General features: G+C 66.3%; 18 protein-coding genes. 15 read left to right on the top strand and 3 right to left on the bottom strand.

Annotated elements, in window-relative coordinates; genetic code table 11:
• The 11 genes from AC1DWT_RS12350 to AC1DWT_RS12300 all read left to right on the top strand — a co-directional run.
• The coding region (locus tag AC1DWT_RS12350) for an ATP-binding cassette domain-containing protein (RefSeq protein WP_477920723.1) at positions 1-640 on the top strand (640 nt) is incomplete at its 5' end.
• 9 nt (positions 641-649) lie between these two features.
• Positions 650-1,444, top strand: coding sequence for an MlaE family ABC transporter permease (locus AC1DWT_RS12345; RefSeq protein WP_005252107.1), 795 nt, complete (start codon positions 650-652; stop codon positions 1,442-1,444).
• Between the two features lie 4 nt (positions 1,445-1,448).
• Complete coding sequence (locus AC1DWT_RS12340; RefSeq protein ID WP_005258256.1) at positions 1,449-2,309, top strand: MlaE family ABC transporter permease; 861 nt, start codon at positions 1,449-1,451, stop codon at positions 2,307-2,309.
• Positions 2,306-3,664, top strand: a complete 1,359-nt coding sequence (locus AC1DWT_RS12335; RefSeq protein ID WP_477920719.1) for an MCE family protein — start codon at positions 2,306-2,308, stop codon at positions 3,662-3,664. Before AC1DWT_RS12340 ends, AC1DWT_RS12335 begins: the two co-directional genes overlap by 4 nt.
• Positions 3,661-4,740, top strand: a complete 1,080-nt coding sequence (locus AC1DWT_RS12330) for an MCE family protein (RefSeq protein WP_072940039.1) — start codon at positions 3,661-3,663, stop codon at positions 4,738-4,740. Before AC1DWT_RS12335 ends, AC1DWT_RS12330 begins: the two co-directional genes overlap by 4 nt.
• Positions 4,737-5,732 (top strand): MCE family protein, encoded by a 996-nt coding sequence (locus AC1DWT_RS12325; protein WP_072940042.1) that lies wholly within the window; start codon positions 4,737-4,739, stop codon positions 5,730-5,732. Before AC1DWT_RS12330 ends, AC1DWT_RS12325 begins: the two co-directional genes overlap by 4 nt.
• Positions 5,732-6,988: an MCE family protein gene (locus AC1DWT_RS12320; protein ID WP_072940045.1), complete on the top strand. Its 1,257-nt coding sequence runs from the start codon at positions 5,732-5,734 to the stop codon at positions 6,986-6,988. Before AC1DWT_RS12325 ends, AC1DWT_RS12320 begins: the two co-directional genes overlap by 1 nt.
• Positions 6,985-8,271 carry an MCE family protein gene (locus AC1DWT_RS12315; RefSeq protein WP_072940048.1) on the top strand — a complete coding sequence of 429 codons (1,287 nt, stop codon included), beginning with the start codon at positions 6,985-6,987 and terminating at the stop codon, positions 8,269-8,271. Before AC1DWT_RS12320 ends, AC1DWT_RS12315 begins: the two co-directional genes overlap by 4 nt.
• Entirely contained in the window at positions 8,268-9,515 is a 1,248-nt protein-coding gene (locus tag AC1DWT_RS12310) for an MCE family protein (protein WP_095862577.1), read from the top strand. The genes AC1DWT_RS12315 and AC1DWT_RS12310 overlap by 4 nt, the downstream gene beginning before the upstream one ends.
• A 134-nt stretch (positions 9,516-9,649) precedes the next feature.
• Positions 9,650-10,246, top strand: coding sequence for a hypothetical protein (locus AC1DWT_RS12305; RefSeq protein WP_072940052.1), 597 nt, complete (start codon positions 9,650-9,652; stop codon positions 10,244-10,246).
• 79 nt (positions 10,247-10,325) lie between these two features.
• Positions 10,326-11,255, top strand: coding sequence for a hypothetical protein (locus AC1DWT_RS12300; protein WP_477920715.1), 930 nt, complete (start codon positions 10,326-10,328; stop codon positions 11,253-11,255).
• Between the two features lie 109 nt (positions 11,256-11,364).
• Here the strand turns inward: AC1DWT_RS12300 and AC1DWT_RS12295 are convergent, their stop codons facing one another.
• Positions 11,365-13,527, bottom strand: a complete 2,163-nt coding sequence (locus AC1DWT_RS12295) for an MMPL family transporter (RefSeq protein ID WP_072940058.1) — start codon at positions 13,525-13,527, stop codon at positions 11,365-11,367.
• A gap of 409 nt (positions 13,528-13,936) precedes the next feature.
• Here AC1DWT_RS12295 and rpoB point away from each other — a divergent pair, with 409 nt between their 5' ends.
• The 4 genes from rpoB (at position 13,937) to AC1DWT_RS12275 (ending at position 23,213) form a co-directional block, all read left to right on the top strand.
• Positions 13,937-17,443 carry a DNA-directed RNA polymerase subunit beta gene (rpoB, locus tag AC1DWT_RS12290; protein ID WP_012688855.1) on the top strand — a complete coding sequence of 1,169 codons (3,507 nt, stop codon included), beginning with the start codon at positions 13,937-13,939 and terminating at the stop codon, positions 17,441-17,443.
• Positions 17,444-17,561: 118 nt separating this feature from the next.
• Positions 17,562-21,518, top strand: coding sequence for a DNA-directed RNA polymerase subunit beta' (locus AC1DWT_RS12285; protein ID WP_072940061.1), 3,957 nt, complete (start codon positions 17,562-17,564; stop codon positions 21,516-21,518).
• A 165-nt stretch (positions 21,519-21,683) separates the two neighbouring features.
• Positions 21,684-22,916: a M23 family metallopeptidase gene (locus tag AC1DWT_RS12280; RefSeq protein WP_083395795.1), complete on the top strand. Its 1,233-nt coding sequence runs from the start codon at positions 21,684-21,686 to the stop codon at positions 22,914-22,916.
• Positions 22,917-23,012: 96 nt separating this feature from the next.
• Complete coding sequence (locus AC1DWT_RS12275; protein WP_043826362.1) at positions 23,013-23,213, top strand: hypothetical protein; 201 nt, start codon at positions 23,013-23,015, stop codon at positions 23,211-23,213.
• Between the two features lie 5 nt (positions 23,214-23,218).
• Here the strand turns inward: AC1DWT_RS12275 and AC1DWT_RS12270 are convergent, their stop codons facing one another.
• Positions 23,219-23,731, bottom strand: a complete 513-nt coding sequence (locus tag AC1DWT_RS12270; protein WP_072940064.1) for a SixA phosphatase family protein — start codon at positions 23,729-23,731, stop codon at positions 23,219-23,221.
• Between the two features lie 9 nt (positions 23,732-23,740).
• Positions 23,741-24,754: an aldo/keto reductase gene (locus AC1DWT_RS12265; RefSeq protein ID WP_477920711.1), complete on the bottom strand. Its 1,014-nt coding sequence runs from the start codon at positions 24,752-24,754 to the stop codon at positions 23,741-23,743.
• Positions 24,755-24,885 lie beyond the last annotated feature (131 nt).

Here is a 24,885-nt window from a genome sequence, read left to right as displayed (position 1 = left end):
GGCGCGGGCGCTGGTGCTGGATCCGCAGATCATTCTCGTCGACGAGCCGGACTCGGGTCTGGAYCCGGTGCGYACCACCTACATYTCSCAGACGTTGATCGACATCAACGCRGAGATCGAYGCGACGATTCTGATCGTSTCGCACAACATCAATCTSGCKCGGACGGTGCCGGACAACATCGGSATGYTGTTCCGYCGGCATCTGGTGATGTTCGGTCCGCGGGAGGTGCTGCTCACCAGCGAGGAGCCGGTGGTCAAGCAGTTCCTGAACGGCACGATGATCGGTCCGATCGGGATGTCGGAGGAGAAGGACGAGGCGCAGATGGCGCAGGAGCAGGCGATGGTCGATGCCGGTCACCATGCCGGTGGTGTCGACGACGTCGAGGGGATCGTTCCGCAGATGAAGGCGACGCCGGGGATGCCGTTCCGGCAGGCCGTGGCCCGTCGTCAGGAACGGGTCCGGCACATCATGCACACCCTGCCCGAGAACGCGCAGATCGCGATCCAGGAAAGCCTCGACGAGACCTCCGGCGGAAACGGCGGCGGCGGTTACGACTACGCATACAGCCAGGAAGACACACAGGTCATCCCCGCATACCGGGGCGAAGGATACGAAAACACCACTCACGGGCAAGGGTAGGCATATCGGATGGGGGTTACCCGCAGCTCGGTCTTGCGGCCGGTCAACGGTGCGCTGACGCAGGCCGGAAACATCGTCGAGCTCTTCGTCGACGTCGCACGAAACACGTTCAAACGGCCATTCCAGTTCCGCGAGTTCATCGAACAGGCCTGGTTCATCGCCAGCGTGACGATCCTGCCCACGGCCATGGTCGCGATTCCGTTCGGCGCAGTGGTGTCACTGCAGACCGGATCGCTCATCAAACAGCTCGGTGCAGAGTCGTTCACGGGAGCGGCCAGCGTGCTCGCCGTCATCCAGCAGGGGTCCCCGCTGGTGACGGCACTACTGGTGGCCGGAGCTGCGGGCTCGGCTGTAACGGCGGATCTCGGCGCGCGGACGATCCGCGAAGAGATCGACGCCATGGAAGTGCTCGGCATCAACCCGATTCAGCGACTCGTCGTGCCCCGGGTGCTCGCCATGGTGCTCGTCGCGATCCTGCTCAACGGCCTGGTGTCGGTCGTCGGCATCGCGGGTGGCTACTTCTTCAACGTCATTCTCCAAGGGGGTAATCCCGGTGCGTACCTGGCATCGTTCTCGGCCTTCGCGCAGCTTCCCGACATCTGGGTCGGCGAGCTCAAGGCGGCCGTCTTCGGTGTCATCGCCGGTGTCATCGCCGCGTACAAGGGGCTCCATCCGAAGGGTGGACCCAAGGGCGTCGGTGACGCGGTGAACCAGTCGGTGGTGATCACGTTCCTGCTGTTGTTCTTCGCGAACCTGATCCTGACCATGGTGTACCTGCAGATCGTTCCGGCGAAGGGATCGTGACCCTATGACAATCGCCAAGGGACGCGGTGACCGGACCCTGATGGCGGCGCGCCGAGTCGGTCGTGCGCCGCTCAACGTGCTCGACCGGGCCGGCGAGCAGATGTCGTTCTACGCCAGGGCCATCGCCTGGTCACCCCACACTCTCGTGCACTACCGCAAGGAGGTGCTGCGGCTGCTCGCCGAGGTCACCTTCGGCAGTGGCGCGCTCGCCGTCATCGGCGGCACCATCGGCGTCATCGCGATGATGTCCGGCTTCACCGGCGTCGTGGTCGGACTGCAGGGTTTCGCCGCGCTCGAACAGCTGGGCAGCTCGGTCCTCACCGGCTTCCTGTCCGCCTACGTCAACACGCGTGAGATCGCGCCGATCGTTGCGGCACTCGCGCTCTCGGCCACCGTCGGCTGTGGTTTCACCGCGCAGCTCGGCGCCATGCGGATCTCGGAGGAGATCGACGCGCTCGAGGTCATGGCGGTGCCGAGTGTGCCGTTCCTCGTCACCACCCGCATGATCGCGGGATTCGTCGCCGTCATCCCGCTGTACATCGTCGGTCTGCTCGCGGCCTATCTCGCCTCCCGCGTCATCAGTACCGTGTTCAACGGACAGTCGACCGGCTCGTACGACCACTACTTCAACTTGTTCCTGCCACCGCAGGACGTCCTGTACTCGTTCGCGAAAGTGCTGATCTTCGCGTTCGTGCTGATCCTGATCCATTGCTACTACGGCTATCACGCGTCGGGTGGTCCCGCCGGTGTGGGTGTGGCCGTGGGCCGGGCGGTCCGCACCGCGATCGTCACCATCGCCGTGCTCGACTTCTTCCTGAGCCTCGCCATCTGGGGCACGACGACCACAGTGAGGGTGGCCGGATGACCAACACGACATCTGTTGTGGGACGACGGGTGCTGGGGCTGGTGTTCTTCCTCGTCCTCGCGTTGTTCCTGGCCTTCACCATCGGCATGTTCAACAAGAGCTTCACCAAGGTCGTCAAGATCGACCTCCTCACCGACAGCGCCGGAAATGCCCTGCCGCCCAATGCGGACGTGAAGGTCCGTGGCCTCATCGTCGGCGAGGTGCGCTCGGCGACCCCCCAGGAGGGCGAGGTCACTCTCGCTCTCGCGATCCAGCCGGACAAGGCACCGCTGATCCCGTCCAACGCGACGGCGCGGCTGCTGCCCAAGACACTGTTCGGTGAACGTTATGTGTCGCTGATCGTTCCGGAGGGCGACACGGCTCCGCCGATCCAGGCCGGTGACACGCTGCGTCAGGACAAGAGCGGCAACGCCGTCGAGGTCGGCGAAGTTCTGGACGGCCTGCTGCCGCTCCTRCARGCSATTCCGCCGCAGGACCTGGCGAACACGCTCGGCGCGCTGTCCCAGGGACTSRGCGGCCGCGGCGCCGAACTCGGCCTGACGCTCGACCGGCTCGAGGAGATCTTCGGTGGGCTGAACACCGAACTTCCCGCCATCSAGGAGGATCTGCGMGGTCTGGCGGACTTCTCGCAGACGTATTCCGAGGCGGCGCCCGATCTGGTCAACGCCCTCGACAGCCTGCGGACCACCGGAAATACCGTGGTGGAGAAGCAGAATGAGATCTCCACGCTGCTCGTGTCGCTGACCGCAACCGCGTCGAGCACCGCGGATCTGCTACAGACCAACGCCGAGTCGATCGTCAGCATCGCCGCCGATTCGCGTGAGGCGCTGCAGATTCTCGGCCGCTACTCGCCGAGCTTCGAGTGCACGTTCGCGGGCTTCGCGAAGTCTGCTCCCGTTGCCCGTGAACTACTGGCACCGGACGATCCGTACCCCGGTGTGCGTGCCAGCGTGCAGTTCGTCAACCCGAAGGGCCGCTACGTGCCCAACCAGGACGAGCCGCGCCTGCTCGACAACCGCGGGCCGGCTTGCTACGACAACGTCACCGCACCGGGTGGGAAGTTCCCGCAGTACCCGGGCGGGTCGTCCTACAACGACGGCGCCTACCAGGTCCCGTCGCGGAACCCCGGACCGTCGACCATCGACTTCTTCCCGGCGCCCGCCGGCGTCCCCGATCAGGTCCCCGGGTACGGAGCTCAGGTCACGCCCGCGAGCTACGCGGGTTCGAAGATGGAGCAGGACACGTTGGACGTCGTCTACGGCGAGGCCGGGGGAATGGCACCGGAGGACGTGCCGAGCTGGACGACACTCGTCGGCGCGCCGACCATGAGGGGGACTGAGGTGAGCTTCAAGTGAGGGGTCTGACCGCACCATTGGTCAAGCTGATCGTGTTCGCCGTGGTCACCATCCTGGCGACCGGTCTGCTGGCGGCCACCATCGCCAACCTCGGCGGGGGCGGTGGCACCAAGTTCAACGCGATCTTCTCGGACGTCACCTCGCTCAACGAGGGTGACGAGGTCCGCATCGCCGGTGTGCGCGTGGGTCAGGTCGAGAAGATCGCGATCCACGACGACCGCGAGGCGGAAGTCCAGTTCACGGTGTCGGAACGGGACTGGCTGCCGGCCAGCACCACCGCGACCATCCGCTTCCGGAACCTCGTGGGGCAGCGCTACATCGCGCTCGAACAGGGGGAGGGCCAGCAGGGCATGAAGATTAGCGGCGGCGACACGATCCCGATCGAGCGGACCAAGCCGGCCGTCAACCTCACCACGCTGTTCGACGGCTTCCGCCCGCTGTTCCAGACCCTCAGCGCCGAAGACGTCAACAAGTTGTCGTACCAGATCATCCAGGTGTTCCAGGGTGAGTCGGGAACCATCACGGAACTCGTCAAGAACACGGCAAGCCTCACCAACACCGTCGCCGACAAGGATCGGGTGATCGGTGCGGTGATCAACAACCTCAACGACGTGCTCGCCACGGTGAATCAGCGTGACGATCAACTCGATTCGCTGATCGTCAACACCCAGCAGCTCGTCACGGGCCTGGCGAACGAGCGGGGAACCGTCGGATCGGCGGTGACGTCCCTCGCGGGACTCACCGACGCGACGGCAGATCTGCTCGAACCCACCCGACCGTCCATCCAGGAATCCATCACGTCGCTGAACACGCTGGCGACGACGTTGAACCGTAACTCCGACACGGTCAACAGCGTTCTCCAGACGCTTCCGGTGAAGCTCGAGAAGCTCGGCCGGGCAGCCAGTTACGGGTCCTGGTTCCAGTTCTACCTCTGTGGAGTCGACATCGTCGCAGGACCAGGTACCGCGCCCCAACTGAACCTGCCCACGGGCTTGCCCACCGTCAACCAGCCGATCTATACGAACTCGGCGAAACGGTGCACGCAGGACGGCCTACAGGAGTTGCAGACACGATGAGCAGACGTCGCAGCCCGGCAGTGGCTGGTGCCCTCGGCATTCTCGTGGTGCTGCTGGCAACCCTGTCGGCTTTCTTCCTCGATTCGCTGCCGTTCATCGGCGCCGGGTCGACCTATCACGCCGAATTCACCGAGGCGGCGGGCCTCAAGCCCGACAACGAGGTCCGGATCGCGGGCGTCAAGGTCGGCAAGGTCAGTTCCGTCGAACTCGACGGCGACCATGTGGACGTCGCCTTCAAGGTGTCGGATGCGTGGGTCGGCGACGAGACGTCCGCGTCCATCCAGATCAAGACGATCCTGGGGCAGAAGTACCTGGCCCTCGACCCCCGCGGCTCGGACACGCTGAACCCGAGTGACACGATCCCGTTGGACCGCACCACGTCTCCGTACGACGTGATCGAGGCGTTCTCGGCCGCCGCGCAGACGGTGGGGGACATCGACTCCGATCAGCTCGCGCAGAGCATGGTGACGCTGTCGCAGGCGTTCGAGGGGACTCCGACGGAGATCCGCGCGTCGCTGGACGGTGTCAGCAGGCTGTCGCAGACCATCGCCAGCCGCGATCAGGAACTGCAGAAGCTGTTCGCTGCGACCGGCAAGACCACCAAGGTCCTCGCCGATCGCAACGTCGAATTCAACCGGTTGATCAGCGACGCCGGGCTGCTGCTCGGTGAACTCAACAGCCGTCAGCAGTCCATTTCCCAGCTGCTCACCGGAACTCAACGGCTGTCGCAACAGTTGACCGGACTCGTGCGCGACAACGAGGCCGCCATCGGTCCCGCGCTCGAACAACTCGACGGTGTCGTCGAGATCCTGAAGGCCAACAACGAGAACCTGGACAAGGCGATGAAACTGTACGAGCCGTTCGTCCGCCTGTACACGAACGTGGTCGGCAACGGTCGCTGGTTCGACCAGGTCGTGGTGAACCTCCTGCCGCCGGGGCTGCCCGACATTCCCGGTCCGCGCGAACCCGTCCGCACGTTGGGGGGTAACTGATGGCAGACGTCGACAACGGAGCCGACCGCGGAGGACGCGGCGGGATCGCCCTCATCGTGGGAATCGTCATCGTCGCGCTGGTGATCGCCGGCGCCCTGTGGTGGGTGTTCACCCGCGCGGGCACCACGAAGATCACCGCGTACTTCGACAAGTCGGTGGGCATCTACGAGGGCTCGGATGTGCGGGTCCTCGGTGTGAAGGTCGGATCCGTCGACGGCGTCGAGCCACAGGGCGATCAGGTGAAGGTCGACATGCGCGTCGATCGCGGCGTCGACATTCCCGCCGACGCGAAGGCCGCGCAGGTCACGCCGTCCGTGGTGTCGGACCGCTACATCCAGCTCGCGCCCGCCTACACGGGCGGCGAGAAGATGGCCAGCGGCGCGGTGATCTCGCGCGACCGCACCGCGACCCCCGTCGAGGTCGACCAGTTGTACGCGAGCATCGAGGAGCTCTCCACCGCGCTCGGCCCGGACGGGGCGAACAAGGAGGGTGCGCTGTCGCAGTTCGTCGAGACCGGCGCCGCCAACCTCGACGGCAACGGTGAAGCGCTGGGGCAGAGCATCACCCAGCTGTCCGACGCTGCCCGCACTCTCAACGACAGTCGCGGCGACCTCTTCGACACCGTGAAGAACCTCCAGGTGTTCGTGGGTGCGCTGGCGGCCAACGATCAGCAGGTCCGCGATTTCAACTCGCAGCTCTCCGACCTGTCCGGATTCCTGGCGGGGGAGCGGGAGAACCTCGGTGCCGCACTGAACCAGCTGGCGATCGCCCTGGGCGACGTGTCGAAGTTCGTGGCCGACAACCGGGAGATCCTCGCCGAGAACGTGAACGATCTGGTCCCGGTGACGCAGACCCTCGCCGACAACCGGGAGTCACTGGTCAACTCGCTGACCCTGCTGCCGCTGGCGATCAGCAACCTGGCCAACTCCTACGACGCGGAGTCCGGCACTCTGGCCTCGCGCCTGGCGTTCCCGGACCTGCAGGATCCGGCCGGCGTCGGGTGCAAGTTGATCGACCTCGGCAAGCTGGTTCCCGGCGATCCGCGTTTCGAGCAACTCGGACGTCAGATGCAGCCCCTGATCGACAACTGTGCCAACATCACGTCGCAGATCACGCAATCGGCGAAGACTCCGTCGCTCGTGCTTCCGTTCGGAATCATGAGTGCGGACAACATTCAGCGGACGGTCACGCCCGGCACGGTGCCGGGTGTCGTGTCGCCGCGATTCGAAGGCGCAACGGGAGGTGAGGGCGAATGAAGCGGTCGGTAATCCTCGGCGCCGGTGCGTGCGCCGTCGCCATCGCAGTGACGTCCTGCTCGTCGGAGGGGATCTACGGGGTTCCACTACCGGGCGGTCCCGATGTCGGCGACCACCCCATGCATCTGACGATCCAGTTCGACGACGTCCTCGACCTCGTCCCGCAGTCCGCGGTCAAGGTCGACGGTGTCCCGGTGGGCCGGGTCGAAACGATCAAAGTGGCACCGGACGGCTGGACGGCGGACGTGGAGGTCGTCCTCGACTCGTCGGTCGATCTCGCCGCCAACGCGGTCGCCGCCATCGAGCAGACGAACCTGCTCGGTGAGAAGTTCGTCCAGCTGTCCGAGCCGCCGGAGGACAAGGATCCCGCGCGCCTCGAGGACGGCGACACGATCCCCCTCGACCGCACCCGGCACGCCACCGAGATCGAGCAGGTTCTCGGCGCGCTGTCGCTGCTGCTCAACGGTGGCGGCGTCGGCCAGTTGCAGCCGATCGTGCACGAACTGACCACCGCACTCGACGGGCGCGAGGATCGGGTCCGGGGACTCCTCGAACAGACGAACACGCTCATCGACGGTCTCAACCAGCAGCGCGACGACATCACCCGCGCCCTGGACGGCCTCGACGCACTGACCACGCGCGTGAACGAACAGAACGAGAAGATCGGACTGATCCTCGACGAGTTGCCGATCGCGGCGGAAGTGCTCAACGAGCAGCGTCCACAGCTCACCCAGATGCTCACCCAACTGGACCGGCTCGGCACCGTCGGAACCGACGTGATCAACAGGTCGAAGGACAACCTGATCGCGGATCTCCTCGCACTGCGGCCGACCCTGAAGGCACTCGCCGATTCGGGCGACAACCTGCCCAATTCGCTCGCGTTCATTCCGACCGTGCCGTTCCCGGACGGCGTCGAGAAGATCGCGCTCGGCGGGTCGGTCAACCTGTTCCTCACGGTCGACCTGCAGATCGGCGATGCGCTGAGCGCACTCGGCGTCGGCCAGGGCGACCCGGTGTACGTGCCGCCGAAGTTCGGTGAGCCCAAGCCGATCGTCGACCCGTCGAACCCGTACTACAACGGCAACGGGCCGAAGCCGGGGTGGCCGACGGTGTCCCTGCTGCCGATTCCGCCGATCGTCCCCGCCCCGACGGGCCTGCGGATCCCGGGGCTCCCCGGCACCGCGCCCGCCGGCAACGGTGGCGCAGGGAACGGCGCAGCACCGCCGCCGCAGAACCCGCTCGGGGGACTGCTGGAGCAGTTCGGAATCGGGGGTGGACAGTGAGGTCACGACTGGTCAGGATCCAGCTCGTCGCATTCGCCATCGTGGCGATGCTCGGGCTGGTCTACGTCGGCGCCAAGTACGTCCGCCTCGACAATCTGCTCGGATTCGGTGAGTACGACGTGAACGCGCAGTTCAAGGACTCCGGCGGCATCTTCACCAACGCCGAGGTCACGTACCGCGGAGTTCCCGTCGGCCGCGTCGGCGACCTGTCGCTGACCGCGGACGGCATCAACGTCGAGTTGAAGATCTCCTCGGGCGGGCCCGACATCCCGGCGTCGGCCAAGGCCGTCGTCGCCAACCGGTCCGCGATCGGTGAGCAGTACGTGGACCTGCAGCCCGACACAGACCAGGGGCCGTACCTCGAACAGGGCTCGGTGATCACCGAGGCCGACACGTCGACACCCGTTCCGGTCGAGCAGGTGCTGATGGCCACCGACGGTCTGGTCCGGTCGGTTCCGGTCGACTCGCTGCGCACCGTCGTCACCCAGCTGGGGACGGCGTTCAACGGCAAGGGCGAGGATCTGCAGACGCTCGCGGATTCACTCTCCACGCTGACGAAGGACGGGCTCGACGTCCTGCCCCAGACACTGGCACTCGTCAGGGACAGTCAGACGGTGCTGGCGACGCAGTCCGATCAATCGTCCGCGATCGTGCAGTTCAGTTCGGACCTCGACGCGGTCGCCGCGCAGCTGCGGACCAGCGACCCCGATCTCCGCGCGATCATCGACAAGGGAATTCCGGCGAGCAACGAGGTCGGTCAGCTGGTCAACGAGATCGGTCCGAGCCTCACCACCGACCTGACGAATCTCGCCGCGGTCGGTGACAAGCTGGCTCCGCAGGCGATCGCGCTGCGGCCAATCCTGATGTTCCTGCCTGCCATCGCGGCGTCCGCGTCGACCGTGGCCCCCGGCGACGGCACGGTGCATCAGGGCATCGTCCTGGAAACCAACAATCCGCCGTCGTGCACACTCGGTTACGAAGGGACGCAGGAGATCCTGGCCGAGATGAAGCGGCAGGACCCGAACTTCGACGACACCCAGCAGGACTTCCCGTTCAACGTGAAGGCCAACTGCGACGCTCCCCAGGGAAGCGTGACGGGTGTGCGAAGTGCAGACCGCATCGTGTTCGCCGATCCGGACACGATCCAGCCGTGGGATTTCAAGCCGAAGGTCATGCCTGACACTCTCAACTTGAATCCCATCGCAACGCAGCTCGCGCCGCTCCTCGGGGTTACTCCCAAGTAGCATTCGGTTCCGRCCGAGGGCGAGTTGAAGAAAACAATCAGTAGGGTATTGGTGTGACGCGAATTACCACGCCCCCGGAGTCGGGACAACCGGCTCCGGGGAAGGACAGAACTCTGAAGGCCTCGTTTGCTGCGGTGACCGCACTGGTGGTGATCGCGGTTGTCGCAGCCGGATGGTTCGGCTTCGGGTGGGCGCGAGCGCTCTTCGTGGACAAGCCGATCGCCGACGCACGCGATTCCGCGTTGACGGGCGCCCAGCAGGCCGCGATCAATCTCAACTCGGTCGATTCCGCGGACCTCGACGGATCGTTCGAGAACATGAAGTCGTCGATCACGGGCGACAAGATGAACCAGGACCTCCAGGCGACCGTGGACGGGTTCACCGACCAGATGCGTCAATCGGGAGCGGCGAGCAAGGCCGAGCTGATCCAGGGCACACTCACGGAACTGAACACGGACGACGGCACCGCGAAGGCGCTGGTCGTCGTGGCCGTCACCACCACGTGGCCGGACCGCTTCGACAAGGCCAAGGTGACGATGCGGATGGACGTCCAGGACGTGGACGGGGTCTGGAAGGCTTCGTCGGTCGAACCGGTGGGCGGACGTATTCCGCTCGAGAGCGGTCCGGTGCCCGCCGCCGGCGCGGCCCCAGCCCCGGCCCCCACCGAACCGGCTCCCGCCGAGCAGGCGCCGGCCGAACAGGTGCCCGAGGGCGACAGCAGCGGCCAGTAGTCCTGATGTGCCGCGGCGGCGTGCTGCCGTGGTGTCCACGTCGACGACAGCTCGTCGTGCAATGAGAAAGTGGTGAACTATGCCCCCCAAGCGCCGAAACAACGTGCCGGACAGCGCTGCAAAGGGCAGGCGTCCGCGCGTAGCGGGGACCCGTCAGACAACGCCGAAGCCTCCCCGAGCGGACACCCCGGTCGACAAGACGGAACCGCTGAAAAAGCCGGACACGGTGAAGAAGCCGGAACCGGTCGAGAAGGCCGAGACGCCCGCCGTGGCGACCGCGGCCTCCACCGGCACGGCACAGGTTCCCGAGACGACGAAGGCTCCCGTCGCGGACAAGCCCGACACGGACACGACCGTATCGATGGCCAAGACGGTGTCGACGGTGAAGGCTGCGTCGACGGGGAAGGCTGCGTCGGCGGGGAAGGCGAAGGTTCCCAACCTTCAACCGCGCATCAGCAAGCAACAGGCTCCCGCCGTCGCCGAGAACGCGACCGACGCAGGCAGCGGGACCGGTCGCGTCACGTGGAAGCTCGTCGGGGTCCTCGGAGCGGTCGCGGTGGTGCTCGGCGTGTTCGCGGTCGTCGCGGCGTTCAAACCCGGAGCGAACATCACGAACACCGCGTGGGTCGACGCGGGAGCAACCGCCGAGGTGACCAAGGCGGGCACCGAGGCGATCGAGACGCTGTACACCTACAGCTACGAGACGATCGATCAGGACTTCGACAAGGCGCGCGGCTATCTCGATGACGCCAAGCGGGAAGAGTTCGACTCGACCGCCGACACGACCAAGCAAGCTGCCATCCAGACCAAGACGGCCACGCAGGCGTCCGTCACCGACATCGCGGTCACGGTGCTCGACGGTGACCGCGCCGAACTGCTCGCGCACATGAACGTCAGCGCCACCGGTGACGCCGTTGCTCAGGGCAGTGCCGCCACGCCGCTGTCGATCAAGATGGAGAAGATCGACGGCAAATGGGTGCTGTCCGACATCTCCGACAGCGAGGGCTGACCGGCTTCCGGAAAAGACTGAACCGGAGCGAGATTCGTATGCCGGATGATTTCGCGCGTCGAATTGAGTTCTCGGGCAGAGTGAATCGGTTCCGGGAATCGGGACGTCTTCACGATTGAATGGGAATCCCTTGCTGTGGTGACGGTTTCGGGCGGTCGGATGGCCCAGGGGTGGCCGGCTTCCGTGCCAGGAATCCCGGTGCCCACCAATTGGCCTCGCCCATCAACTTCACCAGCGCGGGCACCAGCATCATGCGGATGACGGTGGCGTCGATGAGCAGCGCGATGATCATGCCGAGACCGATGAACCGCATCATCGTCAGTTCCGAGAGCGTGAACGCTCCGGTGACGACGATCAGCAGCGCGGCCGCCGCCGTCACGATGCGTCCGGTGTGCGCCGTGCCGATCCGCACGGCCTCCTCGGTCGACGCGCCCGCGTCGTGGGCCTCGACCATCCGCGACAACAGGAAGATCTCGTAGTCGGTGGAGAGCCCGAAGACCACCGCGATGATGAGGACCACCATCGTCGCGGGCAGGGGCCCCGGCGTCACGCCGAGAAAATCTGCGCCGTGACCGTCCTCGAAGATCCACGTGAGCACACCGAACGAGGCGGCGAGGCTGAGGGTGGCCATGGCGATCGCCTTCAGGGGGAGCACCACGGACCGGAACGCGAGCAGCATCAGCACGAAGGTGACGGCCACCATGATTCCGATCATCCACGGCAGCCGGGCGCCCATCGCGTCCAGTCCGTCGGCGGTCAGGGCGTTCACGCCACCCAGCATCTTCTCGGTTCCGTCCGGGGTGGGGAGGTCGCGCAGGGCGGCGGCCGTCGCCATGGCCCCCGCGGTCCGGTCCGCGTCGTCGAAGACGGCCCGGATGGCGACGAACGTGTCGGTGGCGCCGACCGGCACCACCCGCTGGACCCCGGCGACCGCGGCGGTCGCTGCGAAGAACTCTGCCGTGGCGGCCGGCGGCGGCGCCTTGCCGTCGCTGTCCTGCAGCACGAGTGTCGCCCCGTTGTTGGCGAGCGGGAAATCTGCGGCGAGATCGTCGACGGCGACCCGGAGTGGATGACCCGCCGGCAGTCCGGTGTGATCGAGATCACCCAGCGACGCGCCTGCCAGGGGCGCGGCAAGCACCAGCAGCGCCGCGACGATCGCCGTCGCAATCGGGACGGGCCGCCGCATCACGCGTTCGGCGACGCCGCCCCAGAACCGGTGCGCCCGGTCCTCGCCGCGTTCGACCACTCCCCGTCGCCAGGTCAGCGAGTTGATGCGAGGCCCGAGCAGTACGAGGGCGGCGGGCAGTGCCGACAGCGTCAGCACCGCGGCAATCGCGATGGCCGCCATCCCGCCGTAGGCGAAGGACCGCACGATGGCCTGGGGAAACACGAGCATGCCCACGAAACCGCACACCAGGAGGAGGGCGGAGAACCCCACGGTCCGGCCCGCGGTGGCGAGCGTCCGGCGGACGGCGTCGTCGGTGCCGGCGCCGGACCGCAGCTCCTCACGGAACCGGGTCACCACGAACAGTCCGTAGTCGATCGACATGCCCAGCCCGACGAGACTCGCGATGTTCACCGAGAATGCGCTGACCTCGGTGAAGTACGAGATCACCCGCAGAGCGCCGAGGGCGCCGAGAATCGCGAGACCGCCGACGCACAGCGGTACGGCCGCGCCGACGAGGCCGCCGAAGATGACGAGGAGCAGGAGTAGCAGGATCGGGAACGACACCGCCTCGGCCCGCAACAGGTCGCTCTCGGACACCTCGTTGAAGGCGTTGGCGGCGGCGCTGAAACCGCTGAACTCCGCGGCCGTGCCGTCGATGACCAGCAGCGGCCGGAGGTCGTGGTACGCGGAGATCCGAGTGTTCTCGTCGCCGCTCAGCGACAGCACCACGAGTCCCTCGGTGCCGTCGGTGGACCGCAGGAACTCCTTCGCCTGGGGCGGCGCGGACCAGTACGACAGGGGAGTGTCGGCGAGCACGCCGGGGTCGATCCGCGCGAGGTGGGCGGCGACTTCGGGGCCGAGGTCGTCGATCGTCGAACCCGGACGCGCGTGGTAGGTCACCGCCAGATCGGGGGTCTGTCTGCCGAAAGCCCCCTCGATCAGGCGCTCGACGCGCGCGGACTCGCTGCCCGGGTCGGTGTACCCGCCGAGGCTGAGCCGGTCGAACACCCCCGAACCCCACGCCCCGCCGAGCAGCACCAGCAGCACCGTGGCGGCGAGAACCAGCTTCGGTCTGGCGACGACGAACGAACTCCAGCGCGTCACGGCTCTGCTTCCCTCGAGAAATCGACGGCGATCGCGTGGGCATATTGTTCACCGCCCGTCCGCAGCTGGAAAGGGGTGCCGGGACGAGCCGCGGGCCTCGCGAAACGACACGACACGCCCTCAGACTCTTGACGCCGCGATGATCACGCGTCACTCTGATGCGTGAACATGCGCAGTGACGCGTGGCCGAGCGCCCGGCTGGGTGCTGTTTCGGGTGCCCGACTCGACATCTACCGAGTTTGGGTGTACTTTTGGACGTTGCGCTGGCTGCCTCCTGTCCACCTCTCGTCCGTACCGCTGCGAAGTGATTCACTCTTCAGCAACTGTGACGAGTTTCGTTCGGGTTGTGACCAGCGAAATTCGAAGCAGATACAGCGGCGGTCGCAACAGCAAGAGCGGCCCGCGTGAGGTGCTGGAAGGACGCATCTTGGCAGTCTCTAGCCAGACCAAGGCAGTTTCCGGAATCCCCGGAGCCCCGAAGAGGGTTTCGTTCGCAAAGATTCGCGAACCCCTCGAAGTTCCCGGGCTTCTTGATCTACAAACCGATTCGTTCGAGTGGTTGATCGGTGCGCAGAGCTGGCGCGAACGCGCCGCCGCTCGTGGCGACAGCGCAATCTCCGGCGGTCTCGAGGACATTCTCGCGGAGCTTTCCCCGATCGAGGATTTCTCGGGCTCGATGTCTCTGTCCTTCTCGGACCCGCGCTTCGACGAGGTGAAGGCCTCGACGGACGAGTGCAAAGACAAGGACATGACCTACGCGGCGCCTTTGTTCGTCACCGCGGAGTTCATCAACAACAACACCGGTGAGATCAAGAGCCAGACGGTCTTCATGGGCGACTTCCCGATGATGACCGACAAGGGCACGTTCATCATCAACGGCACCGAGCGTGTCGTGGTCTCGCAGCTGGTGCGTTCCCCCGGCGTCTACTTCGACCACTCCGTCGACAAGGGCACCGAAAAGGACCTGCACAGCGTCAAGGTCATCCCGGGCCGTGGTGCATGGCTCGAGTTCGACGTGGACAAGCGCGACACGGTCGGCGTCCGCATCGACCGCAAGCGCCGCCAGCCCGTCACCGTGCTGCTGAAGGCCCTCGGCTGGACCACCGAGCAGATCGCCGAGCGCTTCGGCTTCTCGGAGATCCTCATGGCGACCCTCGAGAAGGACAACACCGCAGGCACCGACGAGGCGCTGCTCGACATCTACCGCAAGCTGCGTCCGGGCGAGCCGCCGACCAAGGAGAGCGCCCAGACGCTCCTGGAGAACCTGTTCTTCAAGGACAAGCGCTACGACCTGGCTCGCGTGGGCCGCTACAAGATCAACAAGAAGCTGGGCCTGAACACCGGGCAGCCGATCGTCGCGTCGACCCTCACCGAGGAAGACATCGTCGCCACCATCGAGTACCTGGTGCGCCTGCACGCCGGTGACACCGAGATGACCGCCCCCGGCGGCGTCGCGGTGCCCGTCGAGGTCGACGACATCGACCACTTCGGCAACCGTCGTCTGCGCACGGTCGGTGAGCTCATCCAGAACCAGATCCGCGTGGGCCTGTCCCGCATGGAGCGCGTGGTTCGTGAGCGCATGACCACCCAGGACGTCGAGGCGATCACGCCGCAGACGCTGATCAACATCCGGCCCGTCGTGGCTGCGATCAAGGAGTTCTTCGGAACGTCCCAGCTGTCGCAGTTCATGGACCAGAACAACCCGCTGTCGGGGCTGACGCACAAGCGTCGTCTGTCCGCCCTCGGCCCGGGTGGTCTGTCCCGTGAGCGTGCCGGCCTCGAGGTGCGAGACGTTCACCCGTCGCACTACGGCCGCATGTGCCCGATCGAGACCCCCGAAGGTCCGAACATCGGTCTGATCGGTTCGCTGTCGGTGTACGCACGGGTCAACCCGTTCGGATTCATCGAGACGCCGTACCGCAAGGTCGAGGGTGGCCAGGTCACCGACCAGGTCGACTACCTGACCGCGGACGAAGAGGACCGCCACGTCGTCGCACAGGCCAACTCGGCCGTCGACGCCAACGGTCACTTCACCGACGATCGCATTCTGGTCCGTCGTAAGGGCGGCGAGGTCGAGTTCGTCTCGTCCGCCGAGATCGACTACATGGACGTCTCGCCGCGGCAGATGGTGTCCGTCGCGACCGCGATGATCCCGTTCCTCGAGCACGACGACGCCAACCGCGCCCTGATGGGCGCGAACATGCAGCGTCAGGCGGTGCCGCTCGTTCGCAGCGAGGCCCCGCTGGTCGGTACCGGCATGGAGTTGCGTGCCGCCGTCGACGCGGGCGACGTCATCGTCACCGAGAAGACCGGTGTCGTCGAAGAGGTCTCCGCCGACTACGTCACGGTCATGGCCGACGACGGCAGCCGCAAGACGTACCGGATGCGCAAGTTCGCGCGTTCCAACCAGGGCACCTGCGCCAACCAGCGTCCGATCGTGGACGAGGGACAGCGTGTCGAGTCCGGACAGGTCCTCGCCGACGGCCCCTGCACCGAGAACGGTGAGATGGCGCTCGGCAAGAACCTGCTCGTCGCGATCATGCCGTGGGAAGGCCACAACTACGAGGACGCGATCATCCTGTCGCAGCGCCTCGTGGAAGAGGACGTCCTCACCTCGATCCACATCGAGGAGCACGAGATCGATGCCCGCGACACCAAGCTCGGTGCCGAGGAGATCACTCGCGACATCCCGAACGTCTCCGACGAGGTCCTCGCCGACCTCGACGAGCGCGGCATCATCCGTATCGGTGCCGAGGTTCGTGACGGCGACGTGCTGGTCGGAAAGGTCACGCCGAAGGGCGAGACCGAGCTGACCCCGGAGGAGCGCCTGCTGCGCGCCATCTTCGGTGAGAAGGCCCGCGAGGTTCGCGACACGTCGCTGAAGGTTCCCCACGGTGAGACCGGCAAGGTCATCGGCATCCGCGTGTTCTCGCGCGACGACGACGACGATCTGCCCCCCGGTGTCAACGAGCTGGTCCGCGTCTACGTGGCACAGAAGCGCAAGATCCAGGACGGCGACAAGCTCGCCGGCCGCCACGGCAACAAGGGCGTCATCGGCAAGATCCTCCCGCAGGAGGACATGCCGTTCCTGCCCGACGGCACACCGATCGACATCATCCTGAACACCCACGGTGTTCCGCGTCGTATGAACATCGGTCAGATCTTGGAGACCCACCTCGGGTGGATCGGCAAGACCGGCTGGAACGTTCAGATCGCCGGCGACGGCTCCCGGCCCGATTGGGCGGAGCAGCTGCCGGAGGAGATGCTGTCGGCGCCTTCCGACTCCAACATCGCCACCCCCGTGTTCGACGGCGCCAAGGAAGACGAGCTCACCGGTCTCCTCGGTTCGACGCTGCCGAACCGCGACGGCGAGGTCATGGTCGCGTCCGACGGAAAGGCCACGTTGTTCGACGGCCGTTCCGGCGAGCCGTTCCCGTACCCGGTCTCGGTCGGCTACATGTACATCATCAAGCTGCACCACCTGGTCGACGACAAGATCCACGCTCGGTCGACCGGTCCGTACTCGATGATCACTCAGCAGCCGCTCGGCGGTAAGGCCCAGTTCGGTGGCCAGCGCTTCGGTGAGATGGAGTGCTGGGCGATGCAGGCCTACGGCGCGGCATACACGCTGCAGGAACTGCTCACCATCAAGTCCGACGACGTGGTGGGTCGAGTCAAGGTGTACGAGGCCATCGTCAAGGGCGAGAACATCCCCGAGCCGGGTATCCCCGAGTCGTTCAAGGTGCTCCTGAAGGAGCTCCAGTCGCTCTGCCTCAACGTGGAGGTGCTGTCCTCGGACGGCGCGGCCATCGCGATGGCGGACGGCGACGACGAGGACCTGGAGCGGGCCGCAGCGAACCTGGGCATCAACCTGTCCCGGAACGAGGCGGCGACGGTCGACGACCTCGCGAACTAGTTTTCGGTCCCCGGGTCACGGAAATCCGTGCCCCGGGGGCGTAGTTCACATTTGAATTGGCAGTCAGGAATCGGCGGGTGACCGTTGATCCACAATCCCTCTGGGGAAAGGAAGTTACGTGCTCGACGTCAACTTCTTCGATGAACTCCGCATTGGCCTCGCCAGTGCAGAGGACATCCGCAATTGGTCCTACGGCGAGGTCAAGAAGCCGGAGACCATCAACTACCGCACGCTCAAGCCCGAGAAGGACGGCCTCTTCTGCGAGAAGATCTTCGGCCCCACCCGGGACTGGGAGTGCTACTGCGGCAAGTACAAGCGTGTCCGCTTCAAGGGCATCATCTGTGAGCGCTGCGGCGTCGAGGTGACCCGCGCCAAGGTTCGTCGTGAGCGCATGGGCCACATCGAACTGGCTGCCCCGGTCACCCACATCTGGTACTTCAAGGGCGTGCCCAGCCGTCTCGGCTACCTGCTCGACCTGGCGCCGAAGGATCTCGAGAAGATCATCTACTTCGCCGCGTATGTCATCGTCGGTGTCGACGAGGAACTGCGTCACAACGAGCTGTCCACGCTCGAAGCCGAGATGCAGGTCGAGAAGAAGACCGTCGCCGATCAGCGCGACGCCGACCTCGAGGCCCGCGCTCAGAAGCTCGAAGCCGACATCGCCGAGCTGGAGGCGGAGGGCGCCAAGTCCGACGTCCGCCGCAAGGTCAAGGACGGCGGCGAGCGCGAGATGCGTCAGCTCCGTGACCGCGCGCAGCGCGAGCTGGATCGTCTCGACGAGATCTGGACCACGTTCACCAAGCTCAGCGTCAAGCAGCTCATCGTCGACGAACTGCTGTACCGCGAACTCGTCGACCGCTACGGCGAGTACTTCACGGGCGCCATGGGTGCCGAGTCGATCCAGAAGCTCATGGAGAGCTTCGACATCGACGCCGAGGCCGAGAACCTCCGCGAGACCATCCGCAGCGGCAAGGGGCAGAAGAAGCTCCGCGCACTGAAGCGTCTCAAGGTCGTCGCAGCCTTCCAGGTCAACCAGAACTCGCCCATGGGCATGGTTCTGAACGCCGTCCCGGTGATCCCGCCGGAGCTGCGTCCGATGGTTCAGCTCGACGGTGGCCGCTTCGCCACCTCCGACCTGAACGACCTGTACCGCCGCGTCATCAACCGCAACAACCGCCTCAAGCGACTGATCGACCTCGGTGCCCCCGAGATCATCGTCAACAACGAGAAGCGGATGCTGCAGGAGTCCGTGGACGCGCTGTTCGACAACGGCCGTCGCGGCCGCCCCGTCACGGGTCCCGGTAACCGCCCGCTGAAGTCCCTGAGCGACCTGCTCAAGGGCAAGCAGGGTCGTTTCCGTCAGAACCTGCTCGGTAAGCGCGTCGACTACTCGGGTCGTTCCGTCATCGTCGTCGGTCCGCAGCTCAAGCTGCACCAGTGCGGCCTGCCGAAGCTGATGGCTCTCGAGCTGTTCAAGCCGTTCGTGATGAAGCGCCTGGTCGACCTGAACCACGCGCAGAACATCAAGTCCGCCAAGCGCATGGTGGAACGTCAGCGCGCACAGGTGTGGGACGTCCTCGAAGAGGTCATCGCCGAGCACCCCGTGCTGCTGAACCGTGCACCGACGCTGCACCGCCTGGGCATCCAGGCCTTCGAGCCGCAGCTGGTCGAGGGCAAGGCCATTCAGCTCCACCCGCTGGTGTGTGAGGCCTTCAACGCCGACTTCGACGGTGACCAGATGGCCGTGCACCTTCCGCTGTCCGCGGAGGCGCAGGCCGAGGCACGCATCCTGATGCTGTCGTCGAACAACATCCTGTCGCCCGCGTCGGGTCGACCGCTCGCCATGCCCCGTCTGGACATGGTCACCGGTCTGTACCACCTGACCCGGTTGGACGAGGGTGCCACCGGCGAACTCGCCGCGTCGACGAACGACGAGGCGGAGCAGGGCGTGTACTCCTCGCCCGCCGAGGCTCAGATGGCCGTCGATCGTGGCGCGCTCGTCGTGCAGGCGAAGATCAAGGTGCGGCTCACGCAGCAGCGCCCGCCCCGCGACATCGAGTCGGAGCTGTTCCCCGAAGGCTGGAACTACGGTGACGGCTGGACCGCGGAGACGACGCTGGGTCGCGTGCTCTTCAACGAGCTGCTGCCGGCGGACTACCCGTTCGTCAACGAGCAGATGCCGAAGAAGCGTCAGGCGACGATCATCAACGATCTCGCCGAGCGCTACCCCATGATCGTGGTCGCGCAGACCGTCGACAAGCTGAAGGACGCCGGCTTCTACTGGGCCACGCGTTCGGGTGTCACGGTCTCGATCTCCGACGTCCTGGTGCCGCCGGAGAAGGCTCAGATCATGGAGTCCTTCGAAGCTCAGGCCGATCAGATCGAGAAGAAGTACCAGCGTGGTGCTCTGAACAAGACCGAGCGCAACAGCGCTCTGGTCAAGATCTGGTCCGAGGCCACCGACGAGGTCGGTAAGGCCATGGAGGCCCACTTCCCCGACGACAACCCGATCCCGATGATCGTGAAGTCCGGCGCCGCCGGCAACATGACTCAGGTTCGTTCGCTCGCCGGTATGAAGGGTCTGGTGACCAACCCGAAGGGTGAGTTCATCCCGCGTCCGATCAAGTCTTCCTTCAAGGAAGGCCTGACCGTTCTCGAGTACTTCATCAACACGCACGGTGCCCGTAAGGGTCTGGCCGACACCGCGCTCCGCACCGCCGACTCGGGTTACCTGACCCGTCGTCTGGTGGACGTCTCGCAGGACGTCATCGTCCGCGAGGAGGATTGTGGAACCGAGCGGGGCATCATCACCACGATCGCGGAGAAGCAGGCCGACGGCTCGATGATCCGCGACGCTCACGTGGAGACGAGCACGTACGCTCGTACCCTGTCAGCCGATGCGGTGGACGAGAACGGCAACGTCATCGTCCAGCGCGGACACGACCTGGGCGACCCGGCAATCGACGCACTGCTCGAGGCAGGCATCACTAAGGTCAAGGTCCGTTCGGTGCTCACCTGCACCACGGGCACCGGCGTCTGCGCCACCTGCTACGGCCGTTCGATGGCCACCGGCAAGCTGGTCGACATCGGTGAGGCCGTCGGTATCGTCGCCGCCCAGTCCATCGGTGAGCCCGGTACTCAGCTGACCATGCGTACCTTCCACCAGGGTGGTGTCGCCGGAGAAGACATCACCGGTGGTCTGCCGCGTGTCCAGGAGCTGTTCGAGGCCCGCGTCCCCAAGGGCAAGGCCCCGATCGCCGACGTCACCGGACGCGTGCAGCTCGAGGACGGCGACCGCTTCTACAAGATCACCATCGTCCCGGACGACGGTGGCGAAGAGGTTGTCTACGACAAGCTCTCGAAGCGTCAGCGTCTGCGTGTCTTCAAGCACGACGACGGCACCGAACGCCTTCTGGCCGACGGTGACCACGTCGAGGTCGGTCAGCAGCTCATGGAAGGTGCTGCCGATCCGCACGAGGTGCTGCGTGTCATGGGCCCCCGTCAGGTGCAGATCCACCTCGTCAACGAGGTCCAGGAGGTGTACCGGAGCCAGGGTGTGTCGATCCACGACAAGCACATCGAGGTCATCGTGCGCCAGATGCTGCGTCGCGTGACGATCATCGATTCGGGCGCCACGGAGTTCCTGCCCGGTTCGCTGACCGAGCGTGCCGACTTCGAGGCGGCCAACCGCCGTGTCGTCGCCGAAGGTGGCGAGCCGGCGGCCGGACGTCCGGTGCTGATGGGTATCACCAAGGCATCGCTGGCGACCGACTCGTGGCTGTCCGCGGCGTCGTTCCAGGAGACCACTCGCGTCTTGACCGATGCGGCGATCAACTGCCGCAGCGACAAGCTGATCGGTCTGAAGGAAAACGTGATCATCGGAAAGCTGATCCCTGCCGGTACCGGTATCAACCGTTACCGCAACATCCAGGTTCAGCCGACCGAAGAGGCCCGCGCTGCTGCGTACGCGGTTCCGTCCTACGACGACCAGTACTACAGCCCGGACGGCTTCGGCCAGAACACCGGTGCCGCGGTGCCGCTGGACGACTACGGTTTCAGCAACGATTACCGGTAGGCGCTCCGCGCCTGTGAGTGGTTGACGAGTCCCCGGACTCGCTGAGCACTCACCAACGGACGAAGGCCCCACCCCTCTCTCTTCGGGGGTGGGGCCTTCATCTGGTTTCGGTGCCTCCAGCCGTTTCGAGCCTTGTCGCAGGATGTTCAGCGTTGCTAGCGTCGAATGATGGCCCGGTCGAGGTTCGCCGTCGCGCTCGCACTCGCCGCCGTCGTGGGAGTCGCGACCTCCTGCACGGCCTCGGACACCCAGCAGAGCGAGGCGACGTCGTCTGCGGCGCCGGCCTCGTCCGGCACCCCCGCGGTGATCACCCCGGTGGTCGCGGACGTGGTGGCCGCACCGATCCCGGTGACGGGCAGCGACGGCCGCGTGCACCTGGCCTACGAACTGCGGCTGACGAACACCGGTTCGCAGCCGGCGACGATCACATCGCTGCAGGTGAAAGGTGACGGCCGCACACTGGTGGACCTGAGCGGCGATGCGCTGACACCGTGGTTCCAGGCCCTGGGCGGCGGTCCGAAGGCCGGCAACGTCCTCGCCCCCGGACAGCAGGGGCTGGTGTGGATCGACGCGACCCTCGACAGTCCCGACGACGTGCCGCGCAGCCTCGACCACGTCGTGAACGTCGACTTCCCGCAGGCGACGTCGCTCGTGCCGAAGCAACTCGCCGAGAACGTGGCGGACACGAACGTCGACACCCGCGAGGCCGTCCGGATCCGCTCGCCGCTCGACGGTCCGCGTTGGCTCGACGGCACCGGCTGCTGCACGGTCACCTCCCACCGCGCCGCCGTGCTGCCGATCAACGGCCGGATGCTGGCGGCCGAGCGTTTCGCGATCGATTTCGTCCAACTCGACGAGCAGGGTCGCATCTACACCGGCGACCAAAAGCAGCTGTCGAGCTACGCGTACTACGGCGCACCGGTCCGCGCCGTGTCGGACGGCGAAATCATCGCCGTCGTGGGCGATCTGTCCGAACAGGTTCCGGGGGCCACTCCGCAGGGACTGCCGCTCGACCAGTACGGCGGAAACCACGTCGTGCAGGCGATCGGGGACGGGCGGTTCGCGTTCTACGCGCACCTGCAGCCCGGCAGCGTGGACAACATCAGCGTCGGCCAGAACCTGCGGGCGGGCGAGCAGATCGGTTTGCTCGGCAACAGCGGAAACACCGACGCGCCGCACCTGCACTTCCATGTGATGGACGGGCCGGACTTCCTGGCGTCGAACGGCATTCCGTTCGAGTTCGAGAACTTCGACCTCGACGGTCGGGTGACGGGGGAGAGCTTCGAGGCCGCTGCCACTGCCGGCGCCCCGGTGGTCGACGCGACGGGAACGCAGACCGGATCGCGCACCGACGAGATGCCGCTGTACCTCGACGTCGTGACGTTCCCGGGCAGCTAGCCGAGGAGCGGCGCCCGAGCACGACGGCACTCGCCCCGTGAAGACTATCCTCGACATCACCTGTCCGATATGCGTGGTTCGCTGAACGGAGACGAGATGTCCGAGAAGAAGATCGATCGCGTGAAGGCCGAGTCGGCACTCGAAGTCGTGCGGGAGAGCCCGACGATCGCGCTCATCACCGTCGCGCCGGCGCTGGTCGTCTTCGGCGTGGTCTGGTGGCTGTTCGGATTCTGGTCCGCGCTGGTGCTGGTCCTGATCCTCGGTGTCGTCGCCGTCGTCGGCCGGAAGCTGTTCTGAGGCCGCTACCGCGGAACGTGGAACGTGGCCAGTGACGCCGCGCTCGACGTGAGTTCGTCCCACTCGCACGGCACCGTGAGGACCGCGAGCGCGGACGTCGGGAACTTCTCCCGCATCAGGTCGGCGTCCCCGGTGTCGGGGTTGCCTGCGAGATCCAGAGCCGTCGACGGCATGCCGGGAACATGCCCGACGACGAGCAGCGTGCGCACCGACGGTTCGATCCGCACGATTTCCATGAGCACCTCGGACGGGTACGCGCCGTAGAGTTCCTCGGCGAACCGGGCGGGAGCGCCGACCCGGGTCGCCTCCAGTGTTTCCCGGGTGCGGCGAGCGGTCGAACACAGCACGGCGTCGATCGGAGGCTGGGTCGACCGCAGCCACTCACCAGCCAGACCCGCCTGCTTCCGTCCGCGCGGCGCCAACGGCCGCTCGTGATCCGCGACCCCCTCCGGGTACGCCGACTTGCCGTGGCGCATCAGTATGAGGGTGCGATTCCGCGACGAGCTGTGCGAGGCCATGGCTAGACGCTAGCGCCCCACGCCGGCGCGTTCACTGTCGAGCTGGGCCATCTGCGCAGGCGCGTAGCGCTCCCCGGCGACAGCGGTGTCGGGGACCGCCGCGGCGATCGCCGTGAGGTCGCCGGCGCCGAGGTGGACGTCGAGCGCGCCGAGGGTCTCCTCGAGCCGGGCGACGGTGCGTGCCCCGATCACCGGCACGATGTCGTCGCCCTGGGCGAGAACCCACGCGATCGCCAGTTGTGCGGCGCTCACCCCGTGCTGCGCGGCGACGGCGGCGAGCGAGTCGACGAGGGTGAGGTTCTGCCGGAGGTTCTCACCCTGGAACCGGGGGCTGTGCGCGCGGAAGTCGTCGGCCGCGAGGGCCTGGCCGGTGTGCAGCGAATCGCTGAGCAGACCGCGGGAGAGTACGCCGTAGGCCGTGATGCCGATCCCGAGTTCCCGGCAGAGCGGCAGGATCTCGGCCTCGATGCCCCGGGAGATGAGCGAGTACTCGATCTGCAGGTCCGTGATCGGGTGCACCGCCGCGGCTCGGCGCAGCGTTTCGGGACCCACCTCGGACAGTCCGATGTGGCGCACGTAGCCGGCGTCGACGAGTTCACCGATCGTGCCGACGGTGTCCTCGATCGGCACGTCGGGGTCGAGGCGGGCGGGGCGGTAGATGTCGATGTAGTCGACGCCGAGCCGCTGCAGCGAGTACGCGAGGAAGTTCCGGATCGAGTCGGGTCTCGTGTCGACACCGGCCCACGTTCCGCCGGGCCCGCGCGGCCCACCGAACTTGACGCTGAGGACCACCTCCTCGCGCCGACGGCCGTGCAGGGCCGTGCCGATCAGGGACTCGTTGTGGCCCGAGCCGTAGAAGTCTCCGGTGTCGACGAGGTCGATCCCGGCGTCGAGGGCCGCATGGATCGTGGCGACGGACTCCACGTCGGCCGAAGCGCCGTACGTCCCGGACATTCCCATTGCGCCGAGGCCGAGCCGGCCGACGGCCGGACCCGTGGTTCCGAGTGCGGTGGTGCTGATCATGTTCTGCTCCGATGATCGGTGTGTGTTCCTGACCGACACCAGCGTCGCCGTCGGCGGGCCCGGCAACCAGAGACCGTTCATCGGGGGACCGGCGATCCCTGGCAGCGCCCCGGCCGGTCCGGCACAGTTGG

Source organism: Rhodococcus sp. P4_B6 (assembly GCF_056402215.1).
The sequence above is the reverse complement of the archived record's forward strand: the minus strand, read 5'-3'. Positions and strand labels throughout refer to the sequence as shown.